Genomic DNA, 26,256 nt, shown 5'->3' on the forward strand with positions numbered 1-26,256 from the left:
CCTCAAGCCTGGGTCGCGAGCAGCGACTCCACAGCGGCGATCACGTCGCCCACCGTGCGCACCGACTTGAACTCTTCCGGCTTGATGCGGCGGCCCGTCATTTCCTGCAGCTTGATCGCCAGATCGACGGCGTCGATGCTGTCGAGATCCAGCTCTTCGAACAGGTGCGCTTCAGGCGTGACGCGCGACGGCTCGATGTCGAAATTTTCCTGAAAGATCTCGCGGATGCGCCCGAGAATTTCTGCGTCGTTCATGATTCAATCCCCCTTGCCTGCAGTGGCTTCCAGCGTTTCGTTTTCGTTGCGATGACCCGCGACCAGCGCCGCGAGCGTGGTGATCGAACGAAAATGGCCGCGTACGTTTTCGTCGTCGGCAGCGATGGTCAGTTGATAGTGTTGGCGCAGCACGATGCCGATCTCCAGTGCGTCGATCGAATCGAGCCCCACGCCGTCGGTATCGAACAGCGGTGCGTCGTCGTCGATATCGGCGGGCGTGAGATGCTCCAGATCGAGCGCCTCGATCAGGAGCTGCTTAATTTCCAGTTTTAAAGAATCCATAGTCGAACAGGTACTGGGTGATGTGCGCCTCGATGGCGCGCGTGACGTTGCGTGCAGCGAGCGCCGAGGGCATCTCGCGCGGCGCGAGCCGCTCCACGCCGATGGGCGCCAGCACGTTCACGGTCATGCGAAAGGGCCGCTCCGGCACGTGATACCAGCGCATCTGCTTGGTGAAGGCGGGCGGGTCGCAGTGCATCAGCACCGGCTGGATCGGCACGCCGGCCTCCAGCGCCGTATGCGCGAAACCGCGCGAAAACGCATGCAGACGATTCGGCGCGGGACTGCGCGAGCCTTCGGGAAAAATGATCATGCTGTAGCCGTTCGCGAGCTGGCGCGCGCAGTCTTCCACGAAGCCCTGCGGATCGGCGTTGCTCACGTACTCGGCCGCGCGCACGATGCCCCACAGACACGGATTGCTCCAGTGCGCGTTCTTGACGACGCAGCAGGCCGACGGCATCAGCGCAAGCAGCACGACCACGTCGAGATAAGTGGGATGGTTCGCGACCACGATGGCGGGCGTGCCCGAGCGCAGCGCCTGCACGCCTTCGACGTCGAGCTTCATGACGCCCATGCGCTGCAACGCGGCCACGAGCGCGCGGAAGAACGCGTGAATGATGGCCGACATGGCGCGCTGACGCGACGCGCGATGCGGCCAGACGCACGCAAGCGGAAACGCGACCAGCGAAAACAGCAGCCCGCACACGCCGAACACCACGAAACTGAGCGCCGTGGCGAACAGACGCCAGCCGTAATCAAGCCGTGCCGGCATGCCAGCTCCATTGCCATGTGCCGCCCGCGCCGTCCCACGCAGCACATTCGCCCGCGCTCAGGCAGTGATGCAGCGCTTCGCTCTGCGTCGCGAATTTGCGGAGCGAAGCGGGATTTTGCGTATGAGTTTGCGTAGAAGCATCGGGCGCCACCGAGCACGCGAGGCGGCCTTGCGAAGACTCGCCCGCATCGAGCAGCAACGCGAACGCGCCGCCCTGCACTTCCTGTTCGATATCGCCGTAACGCGCGTGCGCCGGTTCGTCGGCGTAAATCACGAGGACCGGCGCGCCCGGCTCGCTTGCGTATTGCGCGTGCGCTTCGAGCAGCGCGTAGCCCAGCGTTTCAGCGCCGGCCGAGACCGCCGTGGCGGCGGAGCGGTCGCCGCGCGCGATGCCGAATAACCCCGACATGGCGTTGAGCACCGAAAGACTGAACGCGTTCGGCGAGACCGGTTTGCTGGCTTCGATGTCGCCCAGAATGTCGGTCGTGCGGCGCAACTCGCCATGCCGCGACGCGAACACCACGCGCACCGGCGTGCTCGCATCGACGCAATCGCCCGCCACTTTCAGGGCCATCCGCGAAAGCGAACTCAGCCGGCGGCGCATCATCGGGTCGACGAATGCAACAGCCGGCGGGCTTTCCGAAGTGGAAGACCAGAAGGACCATCGCGCCACGGGCACGGTCCAGGCTAAATCAGGCATAGGAGGTGGTCTTGGCGACACAAGCGAGTGTGTCGCGCCCCGAACGGTGTATGTTTATTGTTCCCGCCCCGCGTCAAGGCAGGGGCGAGATCTCGCGCTCACTTTAACGGCATCTCATGAGCTTTATTTAGGGATATCGCCGAAATATTTTAGAATTCCGCGACTATAATCAATACTCACTTTTAAATCAATGGCTTAACAATGTTTTAACATCACCTTCAAATTGACGGCAGAAATAGCCCAATTCGTCAATACGATTCATTCCGCATAGTCTGAATCCGCGCGCCGCTCCGTTCCGCCCCTTATATGGCTGCGTTAGCAACTTTATAGTCATGGCACTCTGCGCGCAAAAACGTGAAGCCCGGCAATAAACCAGGCAGCGGCCGCGAAAGTCGTAAAATGTCGGGCTCACGGCAAGGTTGCGCGCTTCTGGCGGCTACTCTGCCTTTTTGCCGCCCCGCTGCTCGCTCGATGCGGGCCGGCACGCTTGTATCGGTCACTCGTGCTCACCTCATGTTCACCCTTTCCTCTGCCGCGCTGATGGCGTCGGGCTGCGCGATCGTGCTGCTCATGCCCGGACCGACCAACACCCTGCTCGCCGCCGCCGGCTTGAGACTGGGTTTTCGGCGCTCCGCGCATCTGACCGCTTTCGAACTGGCCGGTTATCTCGTCTCGATTACGGTCTGGGGCCTCTGCTTCACGCACGCTTCGCAATCGCTGAGCTGGTTGCCCAAGATTCTGCGCGTGGCCAGCAGCCTGTATCTCGCGTGGCTTGCAATACGTCTGTGGCTCACGGCCGATTCGATCGAAACATCGAACGTTAAAGTGATTGGCCCGCGCACGCTGTTTAGCGCGACGGTGCTCAATCCGAAAGCCATTCTGTTTGCGGGTTCAATTTTTCCGCCCGCGGCATTCGCCACGTTTTCAATCTGGCTGGAAGCCATGGCGTTATTCGCGATTCTGCTGATTCCAATTGGCTGCGCGTGGATTGCCATTGGCGCGGCGCCACGCGAAGGCCGTCTGCCGCTGTTGCGGCCCGCGATTATCCAGCGCTGTGCGTCGGTGGTCGTGGCCTTGTTTTCAGGTTCGCTGATCTGGGCGCTCGCGCATTGAGCGTCATTGAATTCGCGCACGCATAGCCGTGCGGCGAATTCAAACCGTTTCGTCGATACCGATTCACTGCGTATCGACAGGCGGAAAACATCGCGGCATCGCCGTGCTGTTCATTTCGACGATATTCGCGCGCATCACGCCGTATCTCGTGCGGCCCGACCCGCTGCCGATCGCCATCACTGAAGCGTATCCGTTCTACGTCCCCGGTGTGTCCTTACAGCGCGTAACGCTCCGCGCTGCTTTTCAATCTGTTTACGACGAAGTGCTTACTGAACAGTCGCCTTCGATACGCCAGGCCATCGCCGGAATAGCTATATGCGGCACGGGTGATCAATGGCGCAACTCACTACAACGCCTTACGATTCCCTACAGAAATCGAATTCGGCGACCGTTATTGCATGAACTGTCGTCATCGCGCCGCTATTGCGGCAGCCAACCCGAGTTTGTCGAGCGCCGATCCATGTCCCCTCCTGCACCCGCGACCCTGTCCGATCCGCCCAAGGCGGACGCTGCGGCTACGCGCGGCGCAACGGCATCGGCAATCGCCCTGGAAATCGTGTTGCGGACCGGCAGCGTACTCCTGCTGCTCCTCTTTCTCCACACGCTGCTGAAACAGTATCGACTCGACGAATCGCGCATTACCTTGCTGATTCTCGCGATTGGCGAAGCCGTGACGATTGCCGTCTCGCTGATGGCGCGCCTGCCGCGTGCGCGCGACTGGCATCCGTTCAGCATCTTCGTAACGTTTGGCGCGAGCTGGTATTTTCTGTTTGTCCAGTTGCGGCCCGGTATTCATCTGCTGCCGGATACCGTGGGCGCCACGCTGCAAATCGGCGGCGTGCTGTTTTCGATCTGGGCGAAACTCTGTCTGCGCCGCTCATTCGGGCTGCTGCCGGGCAATCGCGGCGTGGTCGTGAATGGACCTTATCGATGGGTCCGGCATCCGGTTTATCTCGGCTATTTCATCCGAGATATTGGCTTTCTGCTGCCGAATTTCGGCATCAGAAACCTCGCGGTGATTCTGTGCCTCTGGGCGCTGCAAATCAGCCGTATCGTGCGCGAAGAGCGGCTGTTGTCAAACGATCCCGCCTACCGTGATTATCGCGAGCGCGTGCGTTTTCGGCTGCTGCCGAGGTTCTTCTAAAGTAATCGCGCGCATTCGGGCGCGCATGCTGGCAATCAACCCGTTCGCGAATTGCTAAATGCCAAGGGTTGAAATATCCTGCGCCATTCACACGCGGATATTGCTCGCCATGTTCGAACCTGTCACGCTGATCACGGCACGCCTGCGCGTGCGCCCGCTCGAACAAACCGACGCGCGCGCGTTCTTCGCCATCTGGTCCGACGCACAAGCCATGCGCTATTTTTCGTTCGCGCCCATGCAGCACGCGCACGAAGCCGAAGCGCGCATCGAGAAAGTCCTGCAATCGGCCGCCAACGGCGAAGTGTTCGTGAGCGCCATTGAGACGCTGGATAGCGGCGAAGTCATCGGCGGTTGCGATCTCTTTCATCTGAACGCACAATGCCGCCGCGCCGAAATTGGCTTCAGCCTGCAACGGCGGCATTGGGGCAAAGGCTATATGAGCGAGGCGGCGGCGGCCGTCGTCGATTACGCGTTCGATATCGCGAAGCTCCATCGCCTCGAAGCCGATATCGATCCGCGCAATCTTGCTTCCGCGCGCGTGCTGGAGCGGCTCGATTTCGTGCGCGAAGGTCTGTTGCGCGAACGCTGGATCGTCGGCGACGATATCAGCGACAGCGCACTATACGGGCGATTGCGGCGCGATTGGCGCGCGGGTTTGAAATACGCCCAGCCTGCTTTTACCGAAGGATCGGGTTCATGACCGACCGTGAAGTCATCATTCCGCCTGCCATGCAGCGCATTGTCGAGCACGCGGGCTACGCGCCCGCCGTGAAGGTTGGCGCAACCGTCTATTGCGCCGGACAAGTCGGGCGCACCGCCGACCTCGACGTGATCGCCGATCCCGAGGCGCAGTTCCGCGCGTGCTGGGACAATCTGCGTATCGTGCTGGAGGCGGCGGGCTGCACATTCGACGATATCGTCGACATGACGACATATCACGTTCAGATGCAGGCGCACATGGCCGTCTTTCGCGAGGTGAAGAATCGCGTTTTCCCGCGCGGAACCTGCGCCTGGACGGCGATCGGCGTAGCGGAACTCGCGCATCCAGGCTTGCTCGTGGAAATCAAGTGCGTGGCGGTGCAGCGCGCTCAGGGCGCGGTGTAAGCGTCGACGTCGGAGTCCACGTCGGAATTCCCATAAGGCGTCGCATAGCGTGTAGCCGCCGCCATCAGCGTCTGGGCAATCTCCGCACGCAGGTGCGCTGGCGAAAGCAGTTCCACCGTGGGCGCGTGTTCGAGCAGCAGATTGCGCAACGCGCGCGAAGGCGTGAGTGTCGCCGTGAGAATAAAACCGCCCGCAACTTCCTCGATCACCTGATCGTCCGAGAGACGCGCCGCGCGAAACGCACTCGGAATGCCATTCGTCTCCGTCACGCGCAACACGCACCGCTCGGGCATTTCCGGAAACCATTCGAAAACGCGTTCGCTGCGAATGAACGCGGCGAGATCGAAATTCGTATCGCGCTTCAAATCGTAGCCGCGCGGTGCGACCGATTGCACACGGTCCATGCGTAGCAGGAAGGGCGCACCCTGCGCGCCGCTCGAACGGCGCAGACTCACGACCAGATACCAGAACGGCGCTTTCTCGACGATCGCATACGGCAGCACGAGATAGTCGCGCGTGGCGCCTTCGCTCGCGTCGGCGGATCGATAGGTGATGTGCAGCGTTTCGTCGCGATAGAGCGCAGCGCACGCCGTATCGAACACGGTCTCGTCGATTTCCGGTTCAAGCACCGGATAACCGGGCGCGACGCGCGCGGTCTTGCCGATCCAGGCCTGTGCGTCGCGCGTGCGGGAGTCGAGCGGCGGCACACCGAGCACGCGATTCGCGCCCGCGAGATATTCCCGGAAGTCGCCGATTTTTCCCGGCGGCAAATGGTGTCGCGCGAGTTGACGCAGTTTCAGCAGAGCCAGCGAAATATCGACGGTCGGCCGAATGGTTTCGCTCGGCCCGCGCGCGAGCAGTATCCACGTGGTATTGCGGCCGTTGCCGTCGCGCTCGATCAATGCATCTTCTTCGAGCTTCACAAATAACCGGCGCACGGTCTTCTCGCCCAACTCCGGCAGCCGCGCCAGCACCGCTTCCTTAAGAATATTCGAAGGCCACGCGCGATCCGGCTGCGTGCCCATGATGTCGAGTACGGTTTTTTCTTCCTGAGTAAGCATGGAGACTGCTGGTCATTTTTGTTTATCCCTGTGCTTATCGTCAGACCACACGAAAACTTTACGGTGATATTGGCGCATCGTCGCCGAATCACTTTTTCGTTTATCGCAATGATGGATTCAGCAAGGACGTCGTGCTTTACTTGAGCAAACGCCTCAAGTTTTGGCAAACGTTTGCCCGGTTTATTTCGGCGTTTTAACGGACGCGTGAAGAAAAAAATCATCGACGATTTTTCGTGCGGCGCTATAACCGCCCATGAGCGCGTCGATATCGGTGGCGAACGGACGACCGCCAATATCGCCGAATCTCAATGGAGAAAACACCGAGACTACCTCGCCCCGCCAATAGAGGGTGACGACCGCCACATAGCCCCCACGCTTGAGCGCATGAGGCACGGAGCCGACCATGACGCAGGACTCGACGGACACTTCGAACGTGTAACCTTCGTACTCGTAGTTGCGCAACATGATGCACACCATTCAACGGGCCGAAAGACCAGGCAGCAATTTCGATTCCCGCCCGGCCCGTCAACCCGGCGTCGCACACCGTCGCGAGTCTTCGAGACGATCGAGACGCGCAAGCAGTGCTTTCGCCTGCTTTTCGATGTGAATCGGCAAAAGCGGCATGGCCAGCAAGGTTCGCACTCGCGCGCGCCAGTAGTTCAGGCTGATGCCTGCGCCGGTCGCCGCGGCGCTGTCTTTCCCGGCCGTATGCTCGAGATGGCCCAGGATATTCTGGATGTGCGCCAGATCCTTCTCCGCGAAGTCATAGCCCACGATTGCCCCCGTTGTGTGCACAATAACCACCCCTGAATTTCTATCAGGATGACTAACGACGTACTCGCGTCCAGCGGCACCAGTCGTGATGATCCAGATGACGCAGCAAGTCAGCGCGTCGGCGTTCCCGGCGATAGTGCGCACGCGTGGACATCGCTACCAACGCCAGCACGATTGCACCGGCCGCCAGCCCGATCCAGGATTGCTCCATGTCCGCCTCCTCTACTTCGCCGTCGTCGTTATGTACGCTCGCGCACACAGTTCAGGCCGCCGTCCCGCCGTTGCATTTGCGACCTAGAGATTTCATTCTAACTTTGTTAAATCCGCGTGGAAGGGTGATGCGATTTGGGAGTTTCCCCAATATATGGAACGCCGGCACGCGTGAGTCCCCGATGGCTCAAGGCCGGCGCGCGGACATGACGACTATTTGACGTTCACGTGAACGCTTTAAGGCAATTCGCCGCCAGCGATAAACACGCGAACGCCCGCTCATCCGCGAGCGGGCGTTCAGCACGAATCATGCTGAAAAAAGCTGACTATTGGTGCGCACGAATGCTTCAACGGTTTGCGGCGCCTTGCCAGTCACCTGCTCGATAATATGGTCGCTGCCTTTAAACACACCATTGCGGTAATCGACGGCGACTTCAATGAAATGCTGGATCGCAAACTCCGGCAAATCGTAGCGTTGCAAATGCGCACGATAGTCGTCCAGCGTGCCGGGGTTATAGACAATCTTCCGGCCGATGACTTCGCTGATCTTCTGCGCGATCTCGTGATGATCGAGTTCGACCGGCCCGCACAGCTCGTAAGCCTTGCCGATATGCGCGGACGGCTGCGTGAGCACCGCCGTGATGAAGCGCGCCTGATCTTCCGCCGCGATCGGTGCGTGACGCCCTTCGCCATAAGGCAGCGTGATCTGGCCTTCCTTGACGATCGTGTCGCGCACCCACGGGAAAATCAGCCATTCCGAAAAGAACGTCGGACGAATGTGAACCGTCGGCACGCCCGACCAGTCGAGCACACGCTCGGCAATCCAGTGATCGCGGGCAGCATGGCTTTTCGCATCTTCACGCGCGGAGATTTGTGACATTTCCACGACCACGTCGAGGCCCGCGCGGCGCGCGGCGTCTGCGAAATACGCGGTGCCTTGAATGAAGCCCGGACGCACCGGGTAGCACAGATACGCGCCCGTCACGCCATCGGTCGCGCGAAGCAGATCGTCGTGATCGAGCAGATCGCCCACCACCACTTCGGCGCCCGCCTCGCGCAGCGCGGCGCTGCGCGCGTCTTCGCCGTGAACCATGGCGCGAACGTCGTGGCCCGCCGCCAGCAGATTGTTGACCGTGTAGACGCCGGTTTTGCCGGTCGCGCCGGTAATCAGGTATTTGCGCTTTTCCATGATGACTCTCCGTTCAGGTTGGGTTCAGATGCGGACAAAGAATCGGCTATCGATTCGATATCCTTATTAGTGCATATGCACATACGGCAGTAAAAAAATGCAGCGCGCGATACGCACCGCTCGTTCAGATCGTTTCGAGTTGTTGTTTGATCGTGTTCAGCAGCGAGGCCGAAGCCTCCGGGTCCGCGACGATGCGCGATAGCGTGAGCCCGCCCACCATCGCCGAGAATGCGAGCAGCGCACGCGAACGGCCCGCTTGCGCGTCCTCGCCTTCACCCGCGCGCTCACGGGGGCTGACGAGCAGATCGACCAGTTCGTCGATGCCGCGCGCGGCCACTTCACGCGTCGCGTCGTCCGCGCGCGCCAGTTCGCTGCCCATGCCCGCGATCGGGCAACCGCGCCCGGGCGCGTCGCGATGGCCGGTCGAGAGATAGGCGTCGACCACGGCCTTGAATGCGTCCTCGCCCGCCTGCCCTTGCGCGGCAGCCGCGAGCGTGCCGACGATGCCGCTCAACCCGGCCTCGCAGGCCTCGGCGACCAGTTGATCCTTCGATTCGAAATGGCGGTAGAAGCCGCCGTGCGACAGGCCCGCTGCGGCCATTACGTCGGCGACGCCGGTGGCGTGAATGCCGTCGGCCCGGAATGCCTCGGCGGCGACCGCCACGATGCGCTCGCGCGTTTCGGCGGTTTCGGCCCTCGATTTCCTCATGGTGCGCCTGCTCCGTGATTCGATGATTTAGATGCTAGTCGTCATCTAAATCGAAGTCAAGGCGCATTTCGCGATCATCCGGAGCGATGCAGGCGGCTCATAACGTTAGCAAACGCGTCGCGCTTGCGTTCGTCGCGCGGTCGGGATGGCGCAGCGGCGTGACCGAATCGAAATACGTTTCCAGCGCGTCGGCCGAGCGCTTGCCCAGCGCGGCGATCTGCTCGATCCAGTCGGGCTCCAGCGGCCACTGCCCGTCGACGATACGCGGATAAATCGTGCGCCCGAACGCATGCAGCGATTTCGCGCCGATATTGCCGCTCACGCCCAGCAGCCGATGCAGCGCCGTGTGCGCGGGCTCCGATTCCATCGAGCGCGCGCCGCGCACGAGTTCGTCGACGAGCGCGCGAATCTGCGCCACGCCGTCGAGAAAGGTCTGGTCGATCAACCCAAGCGCCGTCAATTCACCCAGTTGCAGTTCGTCGAGCAACTCGCGGCCGGTGGGCAGCGTGAGATCGTGCACCATCGGCGGCAACGGCGCCGGTTCCGCGCTCGCGGGCGACGCCTTCGCGCCGAGCCGCGCAATCTGCGTCGACACCGCCGCGCACAGCACGGCGGCCTGCACGGGCTTCACGAGCACGTCGTCCATGCCCACGCTCAGGCACTCGCGAATCGCCTCCATATCGGACTGGCCCGTGAGCGCGACGATCGGCACGTTCGCATACGCGTCCGTGCGCGCGCGGATCGCCGCCGTGGTGTCGGGGCCGCCCATGCCCGGCATGTTCATGTCCATGACAATGGCGTCGATGACCTCGCCCGCGCGCAAATGGTCGAGCACCGCGTGGCCGTGCTCGGCCTCGATCACGCGCGCGCCGCTGCGTTCGAGCCAGGCTTTGGCGATCGAGCGGCTATAGGTATCGTCGTCGGCGACGAGGATCGACTTGCCCGACAGCCGTTCGACGCCCTTGCGCGCCACGCGCCGGTCGCCGCTTTCGAACAGCGCCTGCAACGCGCCGATCAGCTCCAGCACGCTGCCCGCCTTGCCGAGCATGACGTCCATGCCCGCGCGGCGCGCGAGCACTTGCGCCACGCCGCCGGGCTGCGCCGCAAAGCCCGCGATCAGGATGTTCTGGATCGCCCGATGATTCGACGCGCGAATGCGCTCCGCGACCGCATAGCCGTCGAGCGCCGGCATGTTCGCTTCGATCAGCACGAGGTCGTAATGCTCGCCGCCGCGCTCGCGCAGCATGGCCAGCGCGAGCTGGCCGTTGTCGGCCTCGCTGACCTGTGCGCCCATGCCCGCCAGCACGCGACGCGTTTTCGCGCGCTGATACACGTCCTCGTCGCAGAGCAGAATGCGCTTGCCTTCGAAAACCGGACGCGCGCGATCGAGCATTTCGCGCTCGTATTCGGCCACTTCACGATCGGGAATCGCCGGAAAATGCAGCGCGAATTCCGTGAATTTGTCCACTTCGGAGCGGCACGCGATAGTGCCGCCAAACGCCTGCATCGCGCGCTGGCAATAGGCGAGACCGAGCCCCGTTCCCGCCGAATTGCCGGACGTGCGAAACGGCTCGAATAGATGCGCGAGCATCTCAGGCGCAATACCGGAACCGGTATCGCGCACGATAATGCTTTGCCGCTCGACCGTGAGCGTCAACGTGGACGATGCGCGCGCCGCCATGTGATGCAGCGCGTTCTTCATGAGATTGAAGAGAATGAACAGATAAACCGTTTCGTCGACCTTGAAGGTGAAGTCTTCACGCACGAGCAGCTTGACTTTGCTGCGTTCGTCTTCGTCGTCGAAACCGAACTCTTCAAGCGCCTTGCGCGTGGTGGCCGCCGCGCTCAGATACGCGAGACGGTCCGAGCGAATGGGTTTGGCGCTCACTTCGTCCAGCGTCATGGCGATAATGCGCAGACCGCGCTCGATCGACGTTTTGCCCTGCGCGAGATGCCGGTAAAGCGCAGCGGCCTTGTCGTGCGACAGCACCGCAGGACGATTCGGCTCGGTGGCCGCGGGCAGATTTTCCTCGACGTTTTCGAGCACGTGTTTCAACTGGCTCAGCGGATTACGCATTTCATGCGCAATAGATCCTGCAAGCGCCTGCAATACCCGATTCTTTTCAACGAAAATACGCCCGATGCTGATTGCATGACTGAATGCCATGCTGCACAACATCACCACGGGCAGCAAGGCGAGATCGGATTGATTGGCCGTGCTCAGCACAACAGGAACGGGCGACGTAACCACCGCCGCCACCGAACTGGTTGCCACGCCGACACCAATACAGGCCATCAGTAAAAGCGGACTGTCGATGCAGAGCGCCATGATAAAAATCATCATGACTTCCGTCATCATCCACATCGTCGAAAATCCATTACGAATAGCCAGAAACGTGCAGACGAACGGCAAGACGTAAATCAGGCAGGCGTGCCAGTAAAGCAGCAGGTAATGATTGAAACGCCGCGGCCAGTACGCCTGGAAGATCAACGGCACGCAAACGAGCGCCGCGCTCAAACGCAGGGCGAGATTATCGTAGGGCTGCGGCAGGACATAGGTCCAGACCAGGTAATAGATGGGGTGGCACAGGAGGCCCAATATGCCTCCCCATCGGATAGCCAGCCGGCTACGTTCCAGCATCTCCCCCATGCGCTCGCGCGACATCACGATTGGGCCTCCGTTAATCGTTATGGTCCTACCAGTTCCGGTTTGCCGTCATGGCGCATATCCATTTCGATCGGCAAGCCATTTTTCCCGTGAAATGGCCCGACTGAAAAACCGTATTTCTTTACCAGTCCATGCGTATAGGATACGGACCACACGGGCGGACTGCCGATAATGAAATCGGACGCAATGCCCTCTTGCCACGCGGCATAACCTTCGGCAAAGCAGGTATAGCAATCGCGAGTGGACGGTAAGCGGAACGGGAATGCCGTATCGAGCCCAACCGGGCCACGGGCAAAACACTCAATATATAGCGTATGGCCACGCGAAGCGAGTTCCGCTTCGACACTCGCCGCACGCGGATGCGAATCGTCAATCCAGAACTGCGCGCGTTTGAGGTCGGCGGCGGTCAAATACGGCACGCTGGTGCTGCTCGCGAGAATGGCGCCGTCGAATTGTGGCAGCGGCGTGTCGGGGCTGAAGGTATGCACGGACACTTTCGTGTGCCCCAGCAGATCCGAGGCCAGCAATTCCTTCGCTTGATCGTGCAACAAATTCACCTTGTCGGGCAGATCGATCAGGATCAGCTCCTTCGGTGCGTCCTTGTACGTCGCGTAGCGCGCGACCGTCGTGCCGAGCCGTCCCGCCGCGCCGAACAACGCGAGCCGCGTCTTGCCGAAATCGAGCCCGACTTCGTTGCAGCAGTGCATGGCCCATTCCTTGAGCATCGCCGCCGTGGCCGCGTGACCGGTCGTGATATGAGGCGGCTTGATCGGACGCGGCAGCGCGCCGTAATTGCAGGCATAAGGCGTGGACGCGCCCATCGCCACCATGTTCAGACCCGCGCGGCGCGCCAGTTCGAGTGCCGGAAAAAATTGCGTCTCGCGAAAGCGCTTGATGCCGCGCGGACTGCCGAGCCACATTTCAAGCGGTACGGGACAGGCGATATTCGCGCCGATCATTTGCGTGCCCGAATAAATCGGCGACGCAATGAAAGGCGGCGTGCGCCACAGCTCTTCCTCGAATGCCTCATTACGCGTCTTGACGTTATGGAATGAGAATGAAAGCGTCTCCCAGTCGGTGGCATGAAAAAGAAAGCCAATGCCGCCCTGACCGACCGGCAGGTTGTCGCGGATCGATTCAGGATGAATCGTACGTTTGAGTGCTAACGGCGCGTGGACATCGCCCAGGTTGACGTCGGCAAGCTTGAACTCCGCAGCGAGTTCGTGGTGATAAGTCGTGCTCATCTAATTTTCCTTGGGTTGAGGTTGCGCCTGAAATCGGCGCGGTATCGCCGCTCGTGCATGACCGGCGATCCTTCAACTCTAGAGAAAACCCATAGCGTGTGGCCGTCTGTTCGGGCGCATGACGATACTCGCCCGTTCGAATCATTCGTCTACCCGGATTTCGGCGATTTTTTATGCAATTTGGATAGCGTCGATAACGCATGCGAATAGCGCCCCGAATAAGCCCGCCTTAGAGAATTTCGGCACCATTTTTTATTGAGCGACCAGAGAATTTGCTATCTTTCCCTCCCGCCTTTTTGCCCCGAATTCCCGATCCCCATGCGCCCCATTCTGCTGAACCGCGTCACGCGCGCCGACGCGCCCGACCTGATTGCCGCGAACCTCGAAAGCCAGTCCCATCATCTGCCCTGGGTCACGTCCTTCACGGATCAGGCGGGTTTCGACGCCTGGTTCGGGCGCGGTCTGAGCGGCCCGAACGCGAGCCTGATTGCGCGCGAGGCCGCGAGCGGCGGCATTGTCGGCGTCATCAATCTCAGCGAGATCGTCGCTGGCGTGTTTCAGAGCGCGTATCTGGGCTACTACGGCATGGCGCGTTTCGCGCGCACGGGGCGGATGACCGAAGCACTGCGCGCCGCCGTGGCCTACGCCTTCGACGATCTCGGCCTGCACCGGCTCGAAGCGAATATCCAGCCGGAAAACAGCGCGTCGATCGCGCTGGTGCGCCGCGTGGGCTTCAGCAAAGAAGGGTTTTCGCCGCGCTATCTGCGGATCGGCGGCATCTGGCGCGATCACGAACGCTGGGCGATCGTCTCGGATCGCGACGCCTGAATCAGCTCTCGCGAAACAGCTGCTCGCACATGAAGTCGACAAATACGCGCAGCTTCGGCATCAGTTGCCGGTTCGAGGGCCAGAGAATCGAAAACTGACCGGGCGCGATCGTGTGGTCGTCGAGCACGGTCACGAGCGAGCCGCATTCGAGCGCCTCGCGCGCGAGAAAGTCGGGCATGAAGCCGATGCCGAAGCCCGCGATCACCGCGCCGCGCAACGCTTCCATGTTGTTGCACGTCATCGCCGCGCCGAGGTGGGGCGGCTCCGTGCCGTCGGCTTCGAGCGTCCACGGCTGCAATTTGCCCGTGGTCGGAAAGCGGTAGCGCACGCAACGATGCCGCGCGAGGTCCGCGAGCGAGCCCGGCAGGCCGAAGCGCGCCGCGTAATCGGGCGACGCGCACAGCACGAAGCGAAACGGTCCGAGGCGGCGCGACATCAGGCTCGAATCGGTGAGCGCGCCGCTGCGGATCACGGCGTCGAAACCGCCATCCACCACATCCACGAGACGGTCGTTGAAATCGAGGTCGAGTTCGATCTCCGGATACCGCGCGCCGAACGCGGGCAAGACCGGCAGCAAAAAGCGGTAGCCGATCACGGGCAGGCTCACGCGCAGCCGCCCGCGCGGCGTCTGCGCGGCCTGCGAAAGCATCGCTTCGGCGTCGCGCAGTTCGTCGAGAATCCGCTGGCAGCTTTCGTAAAAGCGCCGCCCCTCCTCGGTCAACGTCACGCGGCGCGTGGTGCGGTGAAAGAGGCGCACGCCCAGCGAGCGTTCGAGCTTCGCAATGGTCTTGCCGACCGCCGACGCCGAAATGCCCAGATGCCGCGACGCCGCCACGAAGCTGAGCGTGTCCGCCGTGCGCACGAACGCGACGATGCCGTTGAGATTGTCCATACCCCGATTTGATCCGATCTTTGCCGACGTATTGCGGAATATAGCGCCGCAATTTACGGAACGGCACCTTCTTTTTCGCCGATTGAATCCGAATTATCGTGACTCGCTCCAGCATTCAAGCACTCAGGAGGAGCGTGATGCAACCTTCCCACCCCGGCGACCCGGCGCGACGCCTCGTCGTGCTCGGCGCCGTCTGTATCGCGGCGCTCGCCATGCCGCTCGCATTTTCGGGCGGCGCGGTCGCCACGCCCGCCATCGGGCGCGATCTGGGCGGCAGCGCCGTCGCCATGAACTGGATCACCAACGCGTTCATGCTCGCCTTCGGCAGCCTGCTGATGGCGGCGGGCACGCTCGCCGACCGCTACGGCCGCAAGCGCATCTTCGCCTGGGGCGTGGCGGGCTTTACGCTCAGTTCGCTCGCGCTCGGCTTCGCGCCGTCGATCGTCGTCGATCTGTTGCGCGGCGCGCAGGGCATGGCGGCAGCCGCGGCGCTCGCGGGCGGCACCGCCGCGCTCGCGCAGGAATTCGACGGCCACGCCCGCACGCGCGCCTTCAGCACGCTCGGGGCGACCTTCGGCATCGGGCTCGCGTTCGGACCGGTGATCGCAGGCGGTTTGATCGCGCAGTTCGGCTGGCGCGCGATCTTCGCGACGGGCGCCGTGGCGGGCGCGCTGTCGCTCGTCTTCGGCGTGCCGCGCATGCGCGAGTCGCGCGATCCGCACGCGCGCCAACTCGACCTCGCAGGCACGCTCACGTTCACCGCGGCGCTCACGGCCTTCACATGCGGCGTGATCGAAGCGCCCACGCGCGGCTGGACCTCCGCGCCCGTGCTCGCGCTGCTCGCGGCCTGCGCCGTGTGCGCGCTCGCGTTCGTGGCGGTGGAAACGCGCGTCGCACGGCCCATGCTCGATCTCTCGCTGTTTCGCTATCCGCGTTTCGTCGGCGTGCAGGTGCTGCCGATTGCGACCTGCTACGGCTATATCGTGCTGCTGGTGATGCTGCCGCTGCGCTTCATCGGCATCGACGGCGTAAGCGAAACGCACGCGGGCCTGCTGATGCTGGCCTTGTCGGCGCCGATGCTCGTCATGCCCTTCATCGCCGCGGCGCTCACGCGCTGGCTCTCGGCGGGCGTGATTTCGGGTATCGGCTTGACGATCGCGGCCGCCGGTCTGCTCGCGCTCGGCAGCACGCTGCACGACGTGGGCGGCGCGACGCCTGCGAGCGCCGGCGGCGCAACCTGGGCGATGATCGCGATTGGCGTGGGCGCGGGATTGCCGTGGGGATTGATGGACGGTTTGTCGGTGAGCGTGGTGCCGAAGTCGCGCGCGGGCATGGCGACCGGCATTTTCAGCACGACGCGCGTGGCGGGCGAAGGCATCGCGCTCGCGGTCGTGAACGCGCTGCTCGCGGCGCTCGCGCAAGGGCATCTGCACGCGCTGACAACGCATGCCGATACGGCGACGCTCAACGCCGCGGCCGCGCGCCTCGCCACCGGCGATCTCGCGAACGCGAGCGCGCTGTTGCCGGGCGTCGCGCACGCGGCGCTGCAAGCGAGCTATCGCACGGCGTTCGGCGTGCTGTTGCAGGTGCTCGCGGGCATCACGCTGGTCTGCGCGCTCGCGGCGTTCGCGTTCCTCGCGCGCGTGCGCGCCCAGGACGAATGGCGCGACGCGCAAGCCTGCGAAGTCGGCGAAATCAGGACGAGCGCGCCGTGAGGATGCGCGGCGCGCGCGGCGAATGTCGAGCGTCGAACGTCGAACGTCGAACGTCGAATTTCAGCCGAGGAAACGCTCGGCGAGCTTCACGAAGTAACTCGCGCCCACGGGCAGCAGCGCATCGTTGAAATCGTAGCTCGCGTTATGCAGCAGACACGGACCCGCGCCGTGCCCCACCGCGCGATGATCGCCGCTGCCGTTGCCGATGAACGCATAGCAGCCCGGCTTCGCGCGCAGCATGAACGAGAAGTCTTCGGCGGCCATCGTCGGTTCGGCGGTGGCGTTCACGTGCTCGTCGCCGACCAGGTCGCGCATCACCTCGACCGCCAGCGCGGTCTGCGCGGGATCGTTGATCGTCGCCGGATACTGGCGCTCGAAATCGACCTCGCTCTCGCAGTCGAACGCCGACGCCGTCGCCGCCACCACCGCCTTCATGCGGCGCTCGATCAGATCGAGCGTTTCGTCGGAGAACGTGCGCACGGTGCCGCCGAGCCACGCGTCGGTCGGCACCACGTTGAGCGCCTCGCCCGCGTGAATCTGCGTGACGGACAGCACCGCGCCGTCGATCGGATTGCGGTTGCGCGTGACGATGCCCTGCAGCGCGCTCAGCACCTGCCCCGCCGCGAACACCGGATCGCGGCCCAGATGCGGCATGGCCGCGTGACAGCCCGCGCCGCGCAGCGTGATGCGAAAGAGGCTCGTCGAAGCCATCAGCGCGCCCGGACGCACCGCGAAATCGCCCTCCGGAATGCCCGGCCAGTTGTGCAGGCCAAACACGGCATCGCACGGAAAACGCTCGAACAGACCGTCGTCGATCATCGCGCGCGCGCCGCCGCCCGCTTCCTCGGCGGGCTGGAAAATCACGTTGACGGTGCCGTCGAACGCGCCGTGTGCGGCCAGGTGTTGCGCCGCGCCGAGCAGCATCGCCGTGTGGCCGTCGTGGCCGCACGCGTGCATCGCGCCCGCCACCGTCGAACGATGCGCGAAGGTGTTGGCCTCCTGCACCGGCAGCGCGTCCATGTCGGCGCGCAGACCGATGGCGCGCGTGCTCGTGCCGCGCGTGAGCGTGCCCACAACGCCCGTCTTGCCGACTTCGCGCGTGACCGCGAAGCCCCATTGTTCGAGCCGCCCGGCCACCAGCGCGGCGGTGCGCTGCACGTCGTAGCCAATCTCGGGATGAGCGTGAATATCGCGGCGGATCGCCTGCAACGCGCCGGCGTTCGCCTGAATGGAATCGATCAGTTTCATGCGGAGGAAAGCGGAAGAAAGCGCCGCGCGCCCGTCGCCGCACGAAGGCGGTACGGGCGCGCAGGCGCGTGAAATCAGATGTGGAAGAGCTGGGCGACGAGCGTCGCGCCAATGAACGTACCCGCGTTGGCGACGAACGACACCAGCACGATGCGCCAGCCGAGGCGGCGGAACGCCGGAATGTCCTTCGCGATCGAGAGGCCCGCGAAGGCCAGCATCGGCGTGGTCACGCCAAGGAAATCGTTGTGCGCGCTGAGGGCCGAAATCTGCGTGCCCCACGGGCACCACGGCGAAGTCAGGAACATCGCCACCACCGAGACCCAGCAGACGGCCGGAATCTTGCTGCCGGTCACGCGCGCGAGCGCGTCGCCGACGATGGTCGCGCCCACCATGATCGCGATGCCGGGCAGCCCGACCAGCGGCGTGGTGCCGTGCGCCATCCAGTCGCACACGAGCGCCATCGCGGCGGTCACGACCCACGCGAGCAGCTTGCCGCCATAGCCGAGCGACGGCGCTTCGGTCTGCAAGTCGCCGAGCGACGGACGCGCGCTCGCGTCGTCCTGGGTCGACGCCTTCGTCGTGCGGCCGATCAGCGGTTCGAGCACGCGATAACCCCAGACCGCGAGCGGCAGCGAGATGAACAGCGTGAAATACGTGCCGATGGTCGTCGTGATCAGATTGCTGGCCGCCGCGAACGCGAGCACCGACTTCGCGGTTTCGGCGTCCTGCTGCGCGGCGATCGCGCCCGACGCGGCCGCCATCATGCTGCCCGAGCCGACGCCCGAACCCATCGCCATCGCGAGCGGATCGAAGATGCCGAGGCTCGCGACGAAGCCCGCGAAGATCGCGATGAACACCGCGCCGAACACGGTGCCGGTCAGGTATTCGGCCAGCACGCCGCGCCCTTCGGCGGAATCCATGCCGTACTTCTCGCCGATGATCGCGAGGCTCGGCTCGCGGCCCACCGAGAAGGTCGCGCCGATCGCTTCGCGCTTGATGCCGAGCAGCAGCGCGAGCGGCAAGCCCAGCAAAATCGTGCCGACGAAGTGCCCGAACTCCTGGAACGCGAGCGCCCAGCCCGCCGCCGCGAGCTTCGGCAATGCGCTGCCGACCATCAGCCCGAGCTTCGAGACGAACAGCAGCAGCGCCGGTTGCAGAATGGCCGCCGCGAGAAACTGATTCGACGTGTCGAGACGCGCCGCGCTTTTCCAGCGCTCGCTCGCGAGGCCGAGCGCCGCGCCCAGCAGCAGCGCCCAGATCATCGGCAGCAGCACGACCTTGCCGGGCCCGATCTTGAACGTGAACGACCCGATTGCTTCCGCGATCAGCAGAATGCCCGCCGCGTACAGCATGACCTTGGCCGTGCCGCTGCCGCCGGCCTGCTGCCGTTCGATCCCCATGGTGTGCTCCATCTCAGTCTCCTTCGTCCAGGCCGCGCGTGCGCCCGTGTTACAGATAGCCGAATGCGGTCGGCGGCGCTTCCGCCGTCTCGACCCACACGCTCTTGGTCTGCGTGTACTCGTACAGCGCCTCGACGCCGCTCGAACGGCCATAGCCGCTCAGGCCGTAGCCGCCGAACGGCGACGCCACGTTGATGGTCTTGTAGCCGTTCACCCAGAACGTGCCCGCGTTGACCTGCGCGGCGACGCGATGCGCGCGCGCCACGTCGGTCGTCCAGGCCGCGCCCGCGAGGCCGAAGTCGGTGTCGTTGGCAATCGCCACGGCTTCTTCTTCGGTGTCGAACGGAATCGCCGCGACCACCGGCCCGAAGATCTCGGTGCGCGCCACGTCCATGTCGTTCGTCACGCCCGCGAGCACAGTCGGCGCGACGAAATAGCCGCCGTCGCCGCGCTCGGCCGAACCGGCCGCGAGCGTCGCGCCGTCCGCCACGCCGCGCGCGATCATCGACATCACGTGATCGTATTGCTTGCGATTGTTGATCGGCCCGACTTCGGTCGCGTCGTCGAGCGGCGCGCCCACGCGAATCTGCTTCGCGCCCGAGGCCACCATCGCCACGAATTCGTCGTACACGGCGCGCTGCACCAGCAGACGCGACCCGGCGACGCAGCTCTGGCCGGCGCCCGCGAAAATCGCGGCCTGGGCGGTCAGCGCCGCGCGCTTGAGGTCGGCATCCGCGAACACGATATTCGCCGATTTGCCGCCCAGTTCGAGCACGCACGGCACCACGCGGCGCGCGGCCGCTTCGGCGATGCGCGCGCCGGTCGCGGGCGAGCCGACGAACACGACCTTGCTGACCGTGCGATGCGCGATGGCCGCCTGGCCGACCGTGTGACCGAAACCGGCCAGCACGTTCACGAGACCGCGCGGCAGACCGGCCTGCTCGGCGATGCGTGCGAGCGCGAGCGAGGTGAACGGCGTCAGTTCCGAAGGCTTGAGCAGCACGCTGTTGCCCATCGCGACGGCGGGCGCGACCTGCCAGCCGCAGGTGAACACCGGCGCGTTCCAGGGCGTGATCTGCAGCACCACGCCGGCCGGTTCGCGGCGCGTGTAATTGAGGTGCGAAGTGGGCACCGGAATCACGCTGCCGTAGAACTTGTCGGTCCAGCCCGCGTAGTACTCGAACATCTCCGAGACCTTGGCGACTTCGCCGCGGCAATCGCGGATCGGCTTGCCCGAGCCCAGCGATTCCAGCCGCGCCATCGGTTCGACCTGGGCGCGGATCGCGCGCGCGACGTCGTTCATCACGCGACCGCGCGCCATGTGCGTGAGCGCCCACCATTCGCGTTGCGCGCGGCGCGCACTCGATGCGGCGTGATCGACGAGCGCCGCGCCCGCGTCGCGGTAGGTGAGCGAGGCGAGGCCGGTGGCCGCGTCGTAAAGCTGAACCGGTTCGCCCTGGCCTTCGACCAGTTCTCCGTCGATATACGAACCGAGCGTCTTCGCGCCCGGGAAGAAGTGCGCGAACGCGGCGAGCAAGAGGTCTGCGTGCTGGGTCATGTCCGTGATTCCGTGCTGATTACGTGCTGATGAGTGGGTGCGTGATGGCGAAAAGCGGCGGCGCTCAGTCCTGAGCCACCGTTTCGACGAACTCGACGATGCGGTTGAAATCCTCCGCGTCGCCAATCGACGCCGCGCTTTCGGCCCACAGACGGCCCGCTTCGCGCGCGACCGGCGCGTGGCTGTCCATCTTGTCGAGCAGCGCCATCGCGAGGCGCACGTCCTTGCGCATCAGCTTCATCGTGAAGCCGGAGTCGAACGCGCCATTGAAGATCCACGTCGGGTAGTTCGTGAGCGTCGCGCTGTTGCGGCCCGAGCCGCCGTTGAGCGCATCGACGAGCTTCTCGGGATCGACGCCCGCCGCGCGCGCCGTGCGCACCGCTTCGCTCGCGACCAGCAGATGCACGCCGGTCAGCAGATTGTTGAGCAGCTTGGTGACGTGACCCGCGCCGACCGGCCCGACGTGCACGCGTTTCGCGCTGATGGTTTCGAGGATCGGCGTGACGGCTGCGATATGCGCGTCCGCGCCGCCGAGCACCATCGTCATGGTCGCGGTGGCCGCGCCCTTCGGGCCGCCGCTCACGGGAGCGTCGATGAAGCCGATGCCGCGCTCCGCCAGCTCCGCGGCCACGCGGCGCGTGCTGTCCGGATCGGCGGTGGTGGTGTCGATCACGATCGTGCCGGGGCGCGCATTCGCGAGCACGCCGTGTTCGCCGAGCACCACTTGCTCGACGATCGCCGAGGTCGGCAGCGAGAGCAACAGCACGTCGGCGTCGCGGGCGATCTCGGCGATCGACTCGCGCGCGCTCACCACGCCCTGCTCCGCCAGCGCGGCGGCCACGCCCGGCGCCGCGTCGAAGCCCAGCACGTTAAAACCGCCGCGTTGCAGCGAGCCGGCCATGCCGCGCCCCATATTGCCCAGACCAATCACGCCTACCGTTTTCATGCGCGTCTCCAGAAAAACCCTTGGTTCGGCCGGCGGCAAAGCCCCGCCGGCGCTCGATTGACCTCATGTTCGGCGACGCGAGCCGTATAATCAATCTCATCCAATATTGGTTTTGTTCTAATTTTTAGAACACTCGCCCGATCCTTTACCCCGAGCACGACGATGAGCGACACCCTGACCGACAGCCGGATCGTCTATTTTTACGAGGCGGTGCGCTGCGGCACGATCCGCGCGGCCGCCGACTGGCTGGACGTGGCGCCGTCCGCCGTGAGCCGCCAGATCGGCCTGCTGGAGCAGGAACTGGACGCTGCGCTGATCGAGCGCCACGCGCGCGGCGTCACGCCCACCGAGGCCGGGCGCTGCGTGATCGAATATTTCCGCGAGCAGCTCGCGCACCGCGACGACCTGCTCTCGCGGCTCGAAGAATTGCGCGGCATGAAAACGGGGCAAGTGAACGTGGTGCTGGGCGAAGGCTTCGTCTCCGACCTGCTCGCCGGACCGATGCAGCAGTTCTGCCGCCAGTTTCCGGGCATCCGCGTGAATCTGGACGTGGGCGGCACCAATGACGTGATCCGCAAGATTTCGAACGACGAAGGCGAAATCGGCCTCGTCTACAATCCGCCCGCCGAGCCCAAGCTCGTCTCGCGCGCCTCGAAGCGGCAGCCGATGATGGCGATCGTCGGGCCGGATTTTCCGCGCCGCACGCACAAGGTGCTCACGGTGCAGCAGATTGCGGCGTATCCGCTGGCCGCCACGCATCCGTCCTATGGCACGCGGCAAATGCTCGAAGCCGTCGAATACGCGGAACGCGTCAAGCTCGCGCCCACGGTCACAACCAATTCGTTCGCCATCCTGAAGGAATTCGTGCGCTCAGGTTTGGGCGTCGCGGTGATGCCGTCATTCGCCGTGGCCGCCGAATTGCAGGCGAAGGAACTGTTCGCGATCGACATCGCGCATCCGATTCTGGAGAACGCCGAAGCGCATATGGTCACGCGCGTGGGCCGCAAACTCTCGGTCGCCGCCAACAAGATGCTGCAATTGATGACTTCGCAGATGCGGGCATTTCGTTGAGGCGTTAGTGTCCCGCGGTTAATCTTCCACCATGCCGCGCTTCGCATCGTAAGCGCGCAACGCGTCACGAAGCGCGGCGTCGGTCCAGTTTTCCTTGAGTGCCTGACGCACGATAGCTTGCTGGCTCGGCGGCGCGAGTCCGCCCAACGGCGGGTCGCGGTCGAGATCGGTGGGAAACGGATAGCCCTCGGCGCACGACGCGATCACCGCTTCGATTTCCGCCGCCGACCACGCGCCGCTCGCTCGCGCCTCGCGCAACACGGGAAACACCGCTTCGCTCATGCGTCGCCGGTTCACGGTTTCCATCGCGCGCCCGAACGGCGACGACACCTGCAACAGATTGGCCATGCGCTGCACGTCGGCGGTGCGATTCGCGCCCGCCGCGTGAAAAAGCGCCGGGTTGAAAAACAGCGCGTCGCCTTTCGCAAGCGGCAACTGCACGCAATGCGCCTCGAAATACGCGCGAAAATCCTCCCGCCGCCACGCGACATAACCGGGCGCGTAACGTTGCGAATGCGGCAGCAGCCTGGTCGGCCCGCTTTCGACCGGCATGTCGCTGTGCGCCACCGCGCCCTGCAACGTGAGATACGCCGATACGCGATGCACGTGCGCCGGAAAACGCTGCGCCTCCTCCACGCTCAAAAAACCGAGGTGATAGTCGCGATGCGCGCGCTGCGCTTCGCCGCCCGGACGCACGACGTTGACCTGCGACGTCATCTGATAACCCGGCCCGAGCCACGCTTCGGAAGCCGCCGCGAGCACCGGATTGGCGAAATAGCGCGCAAATACTTCGGGCGCGCGCACGCAGAGTTTCTCCTGCGCATTCCAGATGCGGTCGTTCGCGCCCGCCTTCGCGAAGTGATCGCCCGCACCAATGCCTTGCGTGCGCTCGCTCGCGATGATCGTCTCGAACACGGCGGTCGCGGCATCGACGGGCGCGGGATCGACATACGCGCCGCGCAACACGAACACGCCCGCGCCTGCGTCGAGCACCTGCGCCCACTCGGCCAGCAACGCGGCGCGGCGCGCTGGATCGGCGAGACTGGCCGCCAGCGCCGCGCAATCGTAGAGCGGAATCTTCTGCTGAATCTCGCTCGTGAAACGGGGGACGTGTGCCGGCTGTTCGATCAGCGCGGCGAATTCCTCCAGCGAGCACGCCTGCTCCGTGTAGGCGTGCGCCGTTTGCACCGCCTGCGCGGCCATTTCGATGCCTCGGTGATTCATCGCGTCTCCTGCGGCTTTTATCGTGATGAAACCCAGCATAGCGGCTCGCGGCGGCGCTGGGCTATCATGAATCCATCAAAAAACCATCAAGACCGAGGTGAGGTTCGTGGCGCACCGCTTTCTGGTCAAGGAGATCGCGCTTCAGGCCGGCGTTGGCCCGGCCACCGTCGATCGCGTGCTCAACGGCCGCGCGCATGTGCGCGACCATACGCGGCGGCGCGTCGAGCAGGCCATACGCGAGCTGGAAGATCAGCAATTGCAGATGGCGCGCACGGGCCGCAAGCTCGTCGTCGATGTGGTGGTCGAAGCGCCCGCGCGTTTCGCGAACGAGATCCGCGACGCGCTCGACGCCGAATTGCCCGGCCTGCATCCCGCCGTGTTCCGGCCGCGCTTCGATCTGCGCGAGACCATCGGCACCGAAGAAGTCGTGGCCACGCTCGCGGCGATTGCGCGGCGCGGCAGTCACGGCGTGCTGCTCAAGGCGCGCGACGTGCCCGCCATTGCGGCCGCCATCGGCGAGCTGCAACAGCGCGGCATTCCGGTCATTACGCTCTTCACCGATCTGCCCGATTCGGGCCGCGTGGCCTATGCGGGTCTGGACAATCGCGTGGCGGGCGCGACGGCGGCGTATCTCATCGGGCAATGGACGCGCGCACAGCGGGGCCGCGTGCTCGTCACGATGAGCGACGAACGCTTTCGCGGCGAGGAAGAACGCGAAATCGGCTTTCGCCACGCGCTGGAGGCGCGCTATCCGCATCTGGAGATCGTCGATGCGAGCGGCGGGCACGGACTCGACGCGCCCACCGAAGCGCGCGTGCACGCGGCGCTTGCGCAGCATGGCGAAATCGCCGCGGTCTATTCGATGGGCGGCGGCAATCCCGCAATCCTGCGCGCGCTCGCGCAACGGCAACCGAAACGACAACCGGAGCGGAAACAACATCCGGTCTGCTTCATCGGCCACGATCTCGACCGCGACAACGTGCGTCTGCTGCGCGATGGCCAGATTCACGCCGTTCTGCATCATGAATTACGGCAGGATCTGCGCGCGGCCTGCCATCACGTCATGGCGTTTCACAAGCTGCTGCCGGCTTCGGCTGTGTCGACGTCTTCGTCGGTCGTGGTCGTGACGCCGGAAAACATTCCGGCGTCGGTCATGGCGCGGCTCGGTTATTCGACCGCTTATTCGACCGAGTCGTGAATATCGGTGAGACGGATCATGTGCGGCTTCACGCTCGCGTCGTCGTCGGATTCGGCTTGCGCGGGCGGATGAATCAGCGCGTCGAGCCGCGCGCGCGTCGCGAGAAATTCCGGGGACGTGAACTGCGCATAGCTGCGCGGACGCGGCACCGGCACCTCGATCAGCTCCTGCACTTCGCCTGGATTCGCCTTGAGCACCAGAATGCGATCGGCGAGAAAAATCGCTTCGTCCAGATCGTGCGTGATAAAGAAAATCGTGATGTCGACATTGCGCCAGATATCGAGCAGATGCGCCTGCATCTTCGCGCGCGTCTGCGCATCGAGCGCACCGAACGGCTCGTCCATCAGCAGGATGCCGGGCCGGTTCGCGAGCGCCCGCGCAATCGCCACGCGCTGCTTCATGCCGCCGGAAAGCTGGTGCGGATACGCATTGGCGAACTTCTCCAGCCCCACGAGATCGAGCCATTGCAACGCTTCGCGCTCCGCCTGCGCCGCGCCCTGACCATTCATACGGAGTCCGAACATCACGTTCTTCTTCACGGTCAGCCACGGAAACAGCGTATAGCCCTGAAACACCATGCCGCGATCGGCGCCCGGTCCGCGCACGGCCTTGCCGTTCACGCGCACTTCGCCCGAGGTCTGCGTTTCGAGACCCGCGAGCATACGGATCAGCGTGGACTTGCCGCAACCCGACGGCCCGATCACGCAGACGAATTCGCGCCTGTGCGTGGTGAAGCTGACGTTGGACAGCGCGGTGTGCTCGCCTTGCGGCGTCGAAAAACGCTTGGTGAGATTGCGCACTTCGAGAATCGGCTCGCGTGCCTTCAGGCGCGCGAAACGCTCGCGCACGGCCTCGGATTGCAGGAGATAGTCGGGAACGGGCTGCGGATTGAACATGGCGGCGTCCTGTGATGTGAAAACGCGATGCGTGCGCG

At 64.1% G+C, this 26,256-nt stretch carries 26 protein-coding genes; 8 read left to right on the plus strand and 18 right to left on the minus strand.

Annotated elements, in window-relative coordinates; translation table 11 throughout:
• Positions 1-2 precede the first annotated feature (2 nt).
• Genes G5S35_RS25980 through G5S35_RS25995 form a run of 4 tightly spaced genes read right to left on the minus strand, consistent with a single transcriptional unit; the run spans position 3 to position 2,026 of the window.
• Positions 3-254, minus strand: a complete 252-nt coding sequence (locus G5S35_RS25980) for an acyl carrier protein (RefSeq protein ID WP_065060839.1) — start codon at positions 252-254, stop codon at positions 3-5.
• A gap of 3 nt (positions 255-257) precedes the next feature.
• Entirely contained in the window at positions 258-557 is a 300-nt protein-coding gene (locus G5S35_RS25985) for a phosphopantetheine-binding protein (RefSeq protein WP_065060840.1), read from the minus strand.
• The gene (locus G5S35_RS25990; protein WP_074982029.1) at positions 532-1,326 is read right to left on the minus strand and encodes a lysophospholipid acyltransferase family protein; all 795 of its coding nucleotides are present in this window, start codon (positions 1,324-1,326) and stop codon (positions 532-534) included. Before G5S35_RS25990 ends, G5S35_RS25985 begins: the two co-directional genes overlap by 26 nt.
• A complete protein-coding gene (locus tag G5S35_RS25995; RefSeq protein WP_074982027.1) occupies positions 1,310-2,026 on the minus strand; it encodes a beta-ketoacyl synthase chain length factor in 717 nt (238 codons plus the stop codon). The genes G5S35_RS25990 and G5S35_RS25995 overlap by 17 nt, the downstream gene beginning before the upstream one ends.
• A 354-nt stretch (positions 2,027-2,380) precedes the next feature.
• Between G5S35_RS25995 and G5S35_RS26000 the strand changes: the two genes are divergently transcribed.
• From G5S35_RS26000 to G5S35_RS26015, 4 genes are all read left to right on the plus strand, one after another.
• Entirely contained in the window at positions 2,381-3,139 is a 759-nt protein-coding gene (locus G5S35_RS26000) for a LysE family translocator (protein WP_309251713.1), read from the plus strand.
• Between the two features lie 28 nt (positions 3,140-3,167).
• Entirely contained in the window at positions 3,168-4,283 is a 1,116-nt protein-coding gene (locus G5S35_RS39570) for a methyltransferase family protein (RefSeq protein ID WP_237181715.1), read from the plus strand.
• Between the two features lie 109 nt (positions 4,284-4,392).
• Entirely contained in the window at positions 4,393-4,983 is a 591-nt protein-coding gene (locus G5S35_RS26010; RefSeq protein WP_237181717.1) for a GNAT family N-acetyltransferase, read from the plus strand.
• On the plus strand, positions 4,980-5,387 hold the full coding sequence (locus G5S35_RS26015) for a RidA family protein (RefSeq protein WP_074982025.1): 408 nt from the start codon (positions 4,980-4,982) through the stop codon (positions 5,385-5,387). The genes G5S35_RS26010 and G5S35_RS26015 overlap by 4 nt, the downstream gene beginning before the upstream one ends.
• Here the strand turns inward: G5S35_RS26015 and G5S35_RS26020 are convergent.
• The 7 genes from G5S35_RS26020 to G5S35_RS26050 all read right to left on the minus strand — a co-directional run bounded on the left by G5S35_RS26020 (position 5,372) and on the right by G5S35_RS26050 (position 13,242).
• On the minus strand, positions 5,372-6,448 hold the full coding sequence (locus G5S35_RS26020) for a helix-turn-helix transcriptional regulator (RefSeq protein WP_065060845.1): 1,077 nt from the start codon (positions 6,446-6,448) through the stop codon (positions 5,372-5,374). The genes G5S35_RS26015 and G5S35_RS26020 overlap by 16 nt on opposite strands.
• A 180-nt stretch (positions 6,449-6,628) precedes the next feature.
• Positions 6,629-6,913: a hypothetical protein gene (locus tag G5S35_RS26025; RefSeq protein ID WP_237181718.1), complete on the minus strand. Its 285-nt coding sequence runs from the start codon at positions 6,911-6,913 to the stop codon at positions 6,629-6,631.
• Between the two features lie 60 nt (positions 6,914-6,973).
• On the minus strand, positions 6,974-7,366 hold the full coding sequence (locus tag G5S35_RS26030; protein WP_156773773.1) for a hypothetical protein: 393 nt from the start codon (positions 7,364-7,366) through the stop codon (positions 6,974-6,976).
• A gap of 373 nt (positions 7,367-7,739) precedes the next feature.
• Positions 7,740-8,621 carry an NmrA family NAD(P)-binding protein gene (locus G5S35_RS26035; RefSeq protein ID WP_065060846.1) on the minus strand — a complete coding sequence of 294 codons (882 nt, stop codon included), beginning with the start codon at positions 8,619-8,621 and terminating at the stop codon, positions 7,740-7,742.
• 124 nt (positions 8,622-8,745) lie between these two features.
• Positions 8,746-9,330 (minus strand): TetR/AcrR family transcriptional regulator, encoded by a 585-nt coding sequence (locus tag G5S35_RS26040; RefSeq protein ID WP_183039926.1) that lies wholly within the window; start codon positions 9,328-9,330, stop codon positions 8,746-8,748.
• Positions 9,331-9,427: 97 nt separating this feature from the next.
• Positions 9,428-12,001 carry a response regulator gene (locus G5S35_RS26045; RefSeq protein ID WP_074982018.1) on the minus strand — a complete coding sequence of 858 codons (2,574 nt, stop codon included), beginning with the start codon at positions 11,999-12,001 and terminating at the stop codon, positions 9,428-9,430.
• 17 nt (positions 12,002-12,018) lie between these two features.
• Positions 12,019-13,242 (minus strand): hypothetical protein, encoded by a 1,224-nt coding sequence (locus G5S35_RS26050; protein WP_183039927.1) that lies wholly within the window; start codon positions 13,240-13,242, stop codon positions 12,019-12,021.
• A 318-nt stretch (positions 13,243-13,560) separates the two neighbouring features.
• On the opposite strand from G5S35_RS26050, the gene G5S35_RS26055 reads away from it, so the two are divergent.
• Positions 13,561-14,070 carry a GNAT family N-acetyltransferase gene (locus tag G5S35_RS26055; RefSeq protein WP_183039928.1) on the plus strand — a complete coding sequence of 170 codons (510 nt, stop codon included), beginning with the start codon at positions 13,561-13,563 and terminating at the stop codon, positions 14,068-14,070.
• Position 14,071: 1 nt separating this feature from the next.
• Here the strand turns inward: G5S35_RS26055 and G5S35_RS26060 are convergent, their stop codons facing one another.
• Entirely contained in the window at positions 14,072-14,962 is an 891-nt protein-coding gene (locus tag G5S35_RS26060) for a LysR family transcriptional regulator (RefSeq protein ID WP_065060850.1), read from the minus strand.
• Between the two features lie 137 nt (positions 14,963-15,099).
• Between G5S35_RS26060 and G5S35_RS26065 the strand changes: the two genes are divergently transcribed.
• Positions 15,100-16,677: an MFS transporter gene (locus G5S35_RS26065; RefSeq protein WP_183039929.1), complete on the plus strand. Its 1,578-nt coding sequence runs from the start codon at positions 15,100-15,102 to the stop codon at positions 16,675-16,677.
• A 60-nt stretch (positions 16,678-16,737) separates the two neighbouring features.
• Here the strand turns inward: G5S35_RS26065 and G5S35_RS26070 are convergent, their stop codons facing one another.
• The 4 genes from G5S35_RS26070 to G5S35_RS26085 all read right to left on the minus strand — a co-directional run bounded on the left by G5S35_RS26070 (position 16,738) and on the right by G5S35_RS26085 (position 21,829).
• Positions 16,738-17,925, minus strand: coding sequence for a M20 aminoacylase family protein (locus G5S35_RS26070; protein ID WP_183039930.1), 1,188 nt, complete (start codon positions 17,923-17,925; stop codon positions 16,738-16,740).
• Between the two features lie 74 nt (positions 17,926-17,999).
• Complete coding sequence (locus G5S35_RS26075) at positions 18,000-19,337, minus strand: DUF3100 domain-containing protein (protein WP_074982010.1); 1,338 nt, start codon at positions 19,335-19,337, stop codon at positions 18,000-18,002.
• A 37-nt stretch (positions 19,338-19,374) separates the two neighbouring features.
• Positions 19,375-20,883 (minus strand): aldehyde dehydrogenase family protein, encoded by a 1,509-nt coding sequence (locus G5S35_RS26080; protein WP_183039931.1) that lies wholly within the window; start codon positions 20,881-20,883, stop codon positions 19,375-19,377.
• A gap of 64 nt (positions 20,884-20,947) precedes the next feature.
• The gene (locus G5S35_RS26085; protein ID WP_183039932.1) at positions 20,948-21,829 is read right to left on the minus strand and encodes an NAD(P)-dependent oxidoreductase; all 882 of its coding nucleotides are present in this window, start codon (positions 21,827-21,829) and stop codon (positions 20,948-20,950) included.
• A 162-nt stretch (positions 21,830-21,991) separates the two neighbouring features.
• On the opposite strand from G5S35_RS26085, the gene G5S35_RS26090 reads away from it, so the two are divergent.
• On the plus strand, positions 21,992-22,900 hold the full coding sequence (locus G5S35_RS26090; protein ID WP_065060855.1) for a LysR family transcriptional regulator: 909 nt from the start codon (positions 21,992-21,994) through the stop codon (positions 22,898-22,900).
• A gap of 18 nt (positions 22,901-22,918) precedes the next feature.
• Here the strand turns inward: G5S35_RS26090 and G5S35_RS26095 are convergent, their stop codons facing one another.
• Positions 22,919-24,124, minus strand: coding sequence for a phytanoyl-CoA dioxygenase family protein (locus tag G5S35_RS26095; RefSeq protein WP_237181721.1), 1,206 nt, complete (start codon positions 24,122-24,124; stop codon positions 22,919-22,921).
• 106 nt (positions 24,125-24,230) lie between these two features.
• Here G5S35_RS26095 and G5S35_RS26100 point away from each other — a divergent pair, with 106 nt between their 5' ends.
• Entirely contained in the window at positions 24,231-25,322 is a 1,092-nt protein-coding gene (locus G5S35_RS26100) for a LacI family DNA-binding transcriptional regulator (protein ID WP_074982004.1), read from the plus strand.
• Here G5S35_RS26100 and G5S35_RS26105 read toward each other — a convergent pair.
• Positions 25,304-26,218, minus strand: coding sequence for an ABC transporter ATP-binding protein (locus tag G5S35_RS26105; RefSeq protein ID WP_065060857.1), 915 nt, complete (start codon positions 26,216-26,218; stop codon positions 25,304-25,306). The two genes, G5S35_RS26100 and G5S35_RS26105, sit on opposite strands and share 19 nt — an antisense overlap.
• Positions 26,219-26,256: the final 38 nt, after the last annotated feature.

This window comes from Paraburkholderia tropica (assembly GCF_014171495.1).
Lineage (GTDB): Bacteria > Pseudomonadota > Gammaproteobacteria > Burkholderiales > Burkholderiaceae > Paraburkholderia > Paraburkholderia tropica.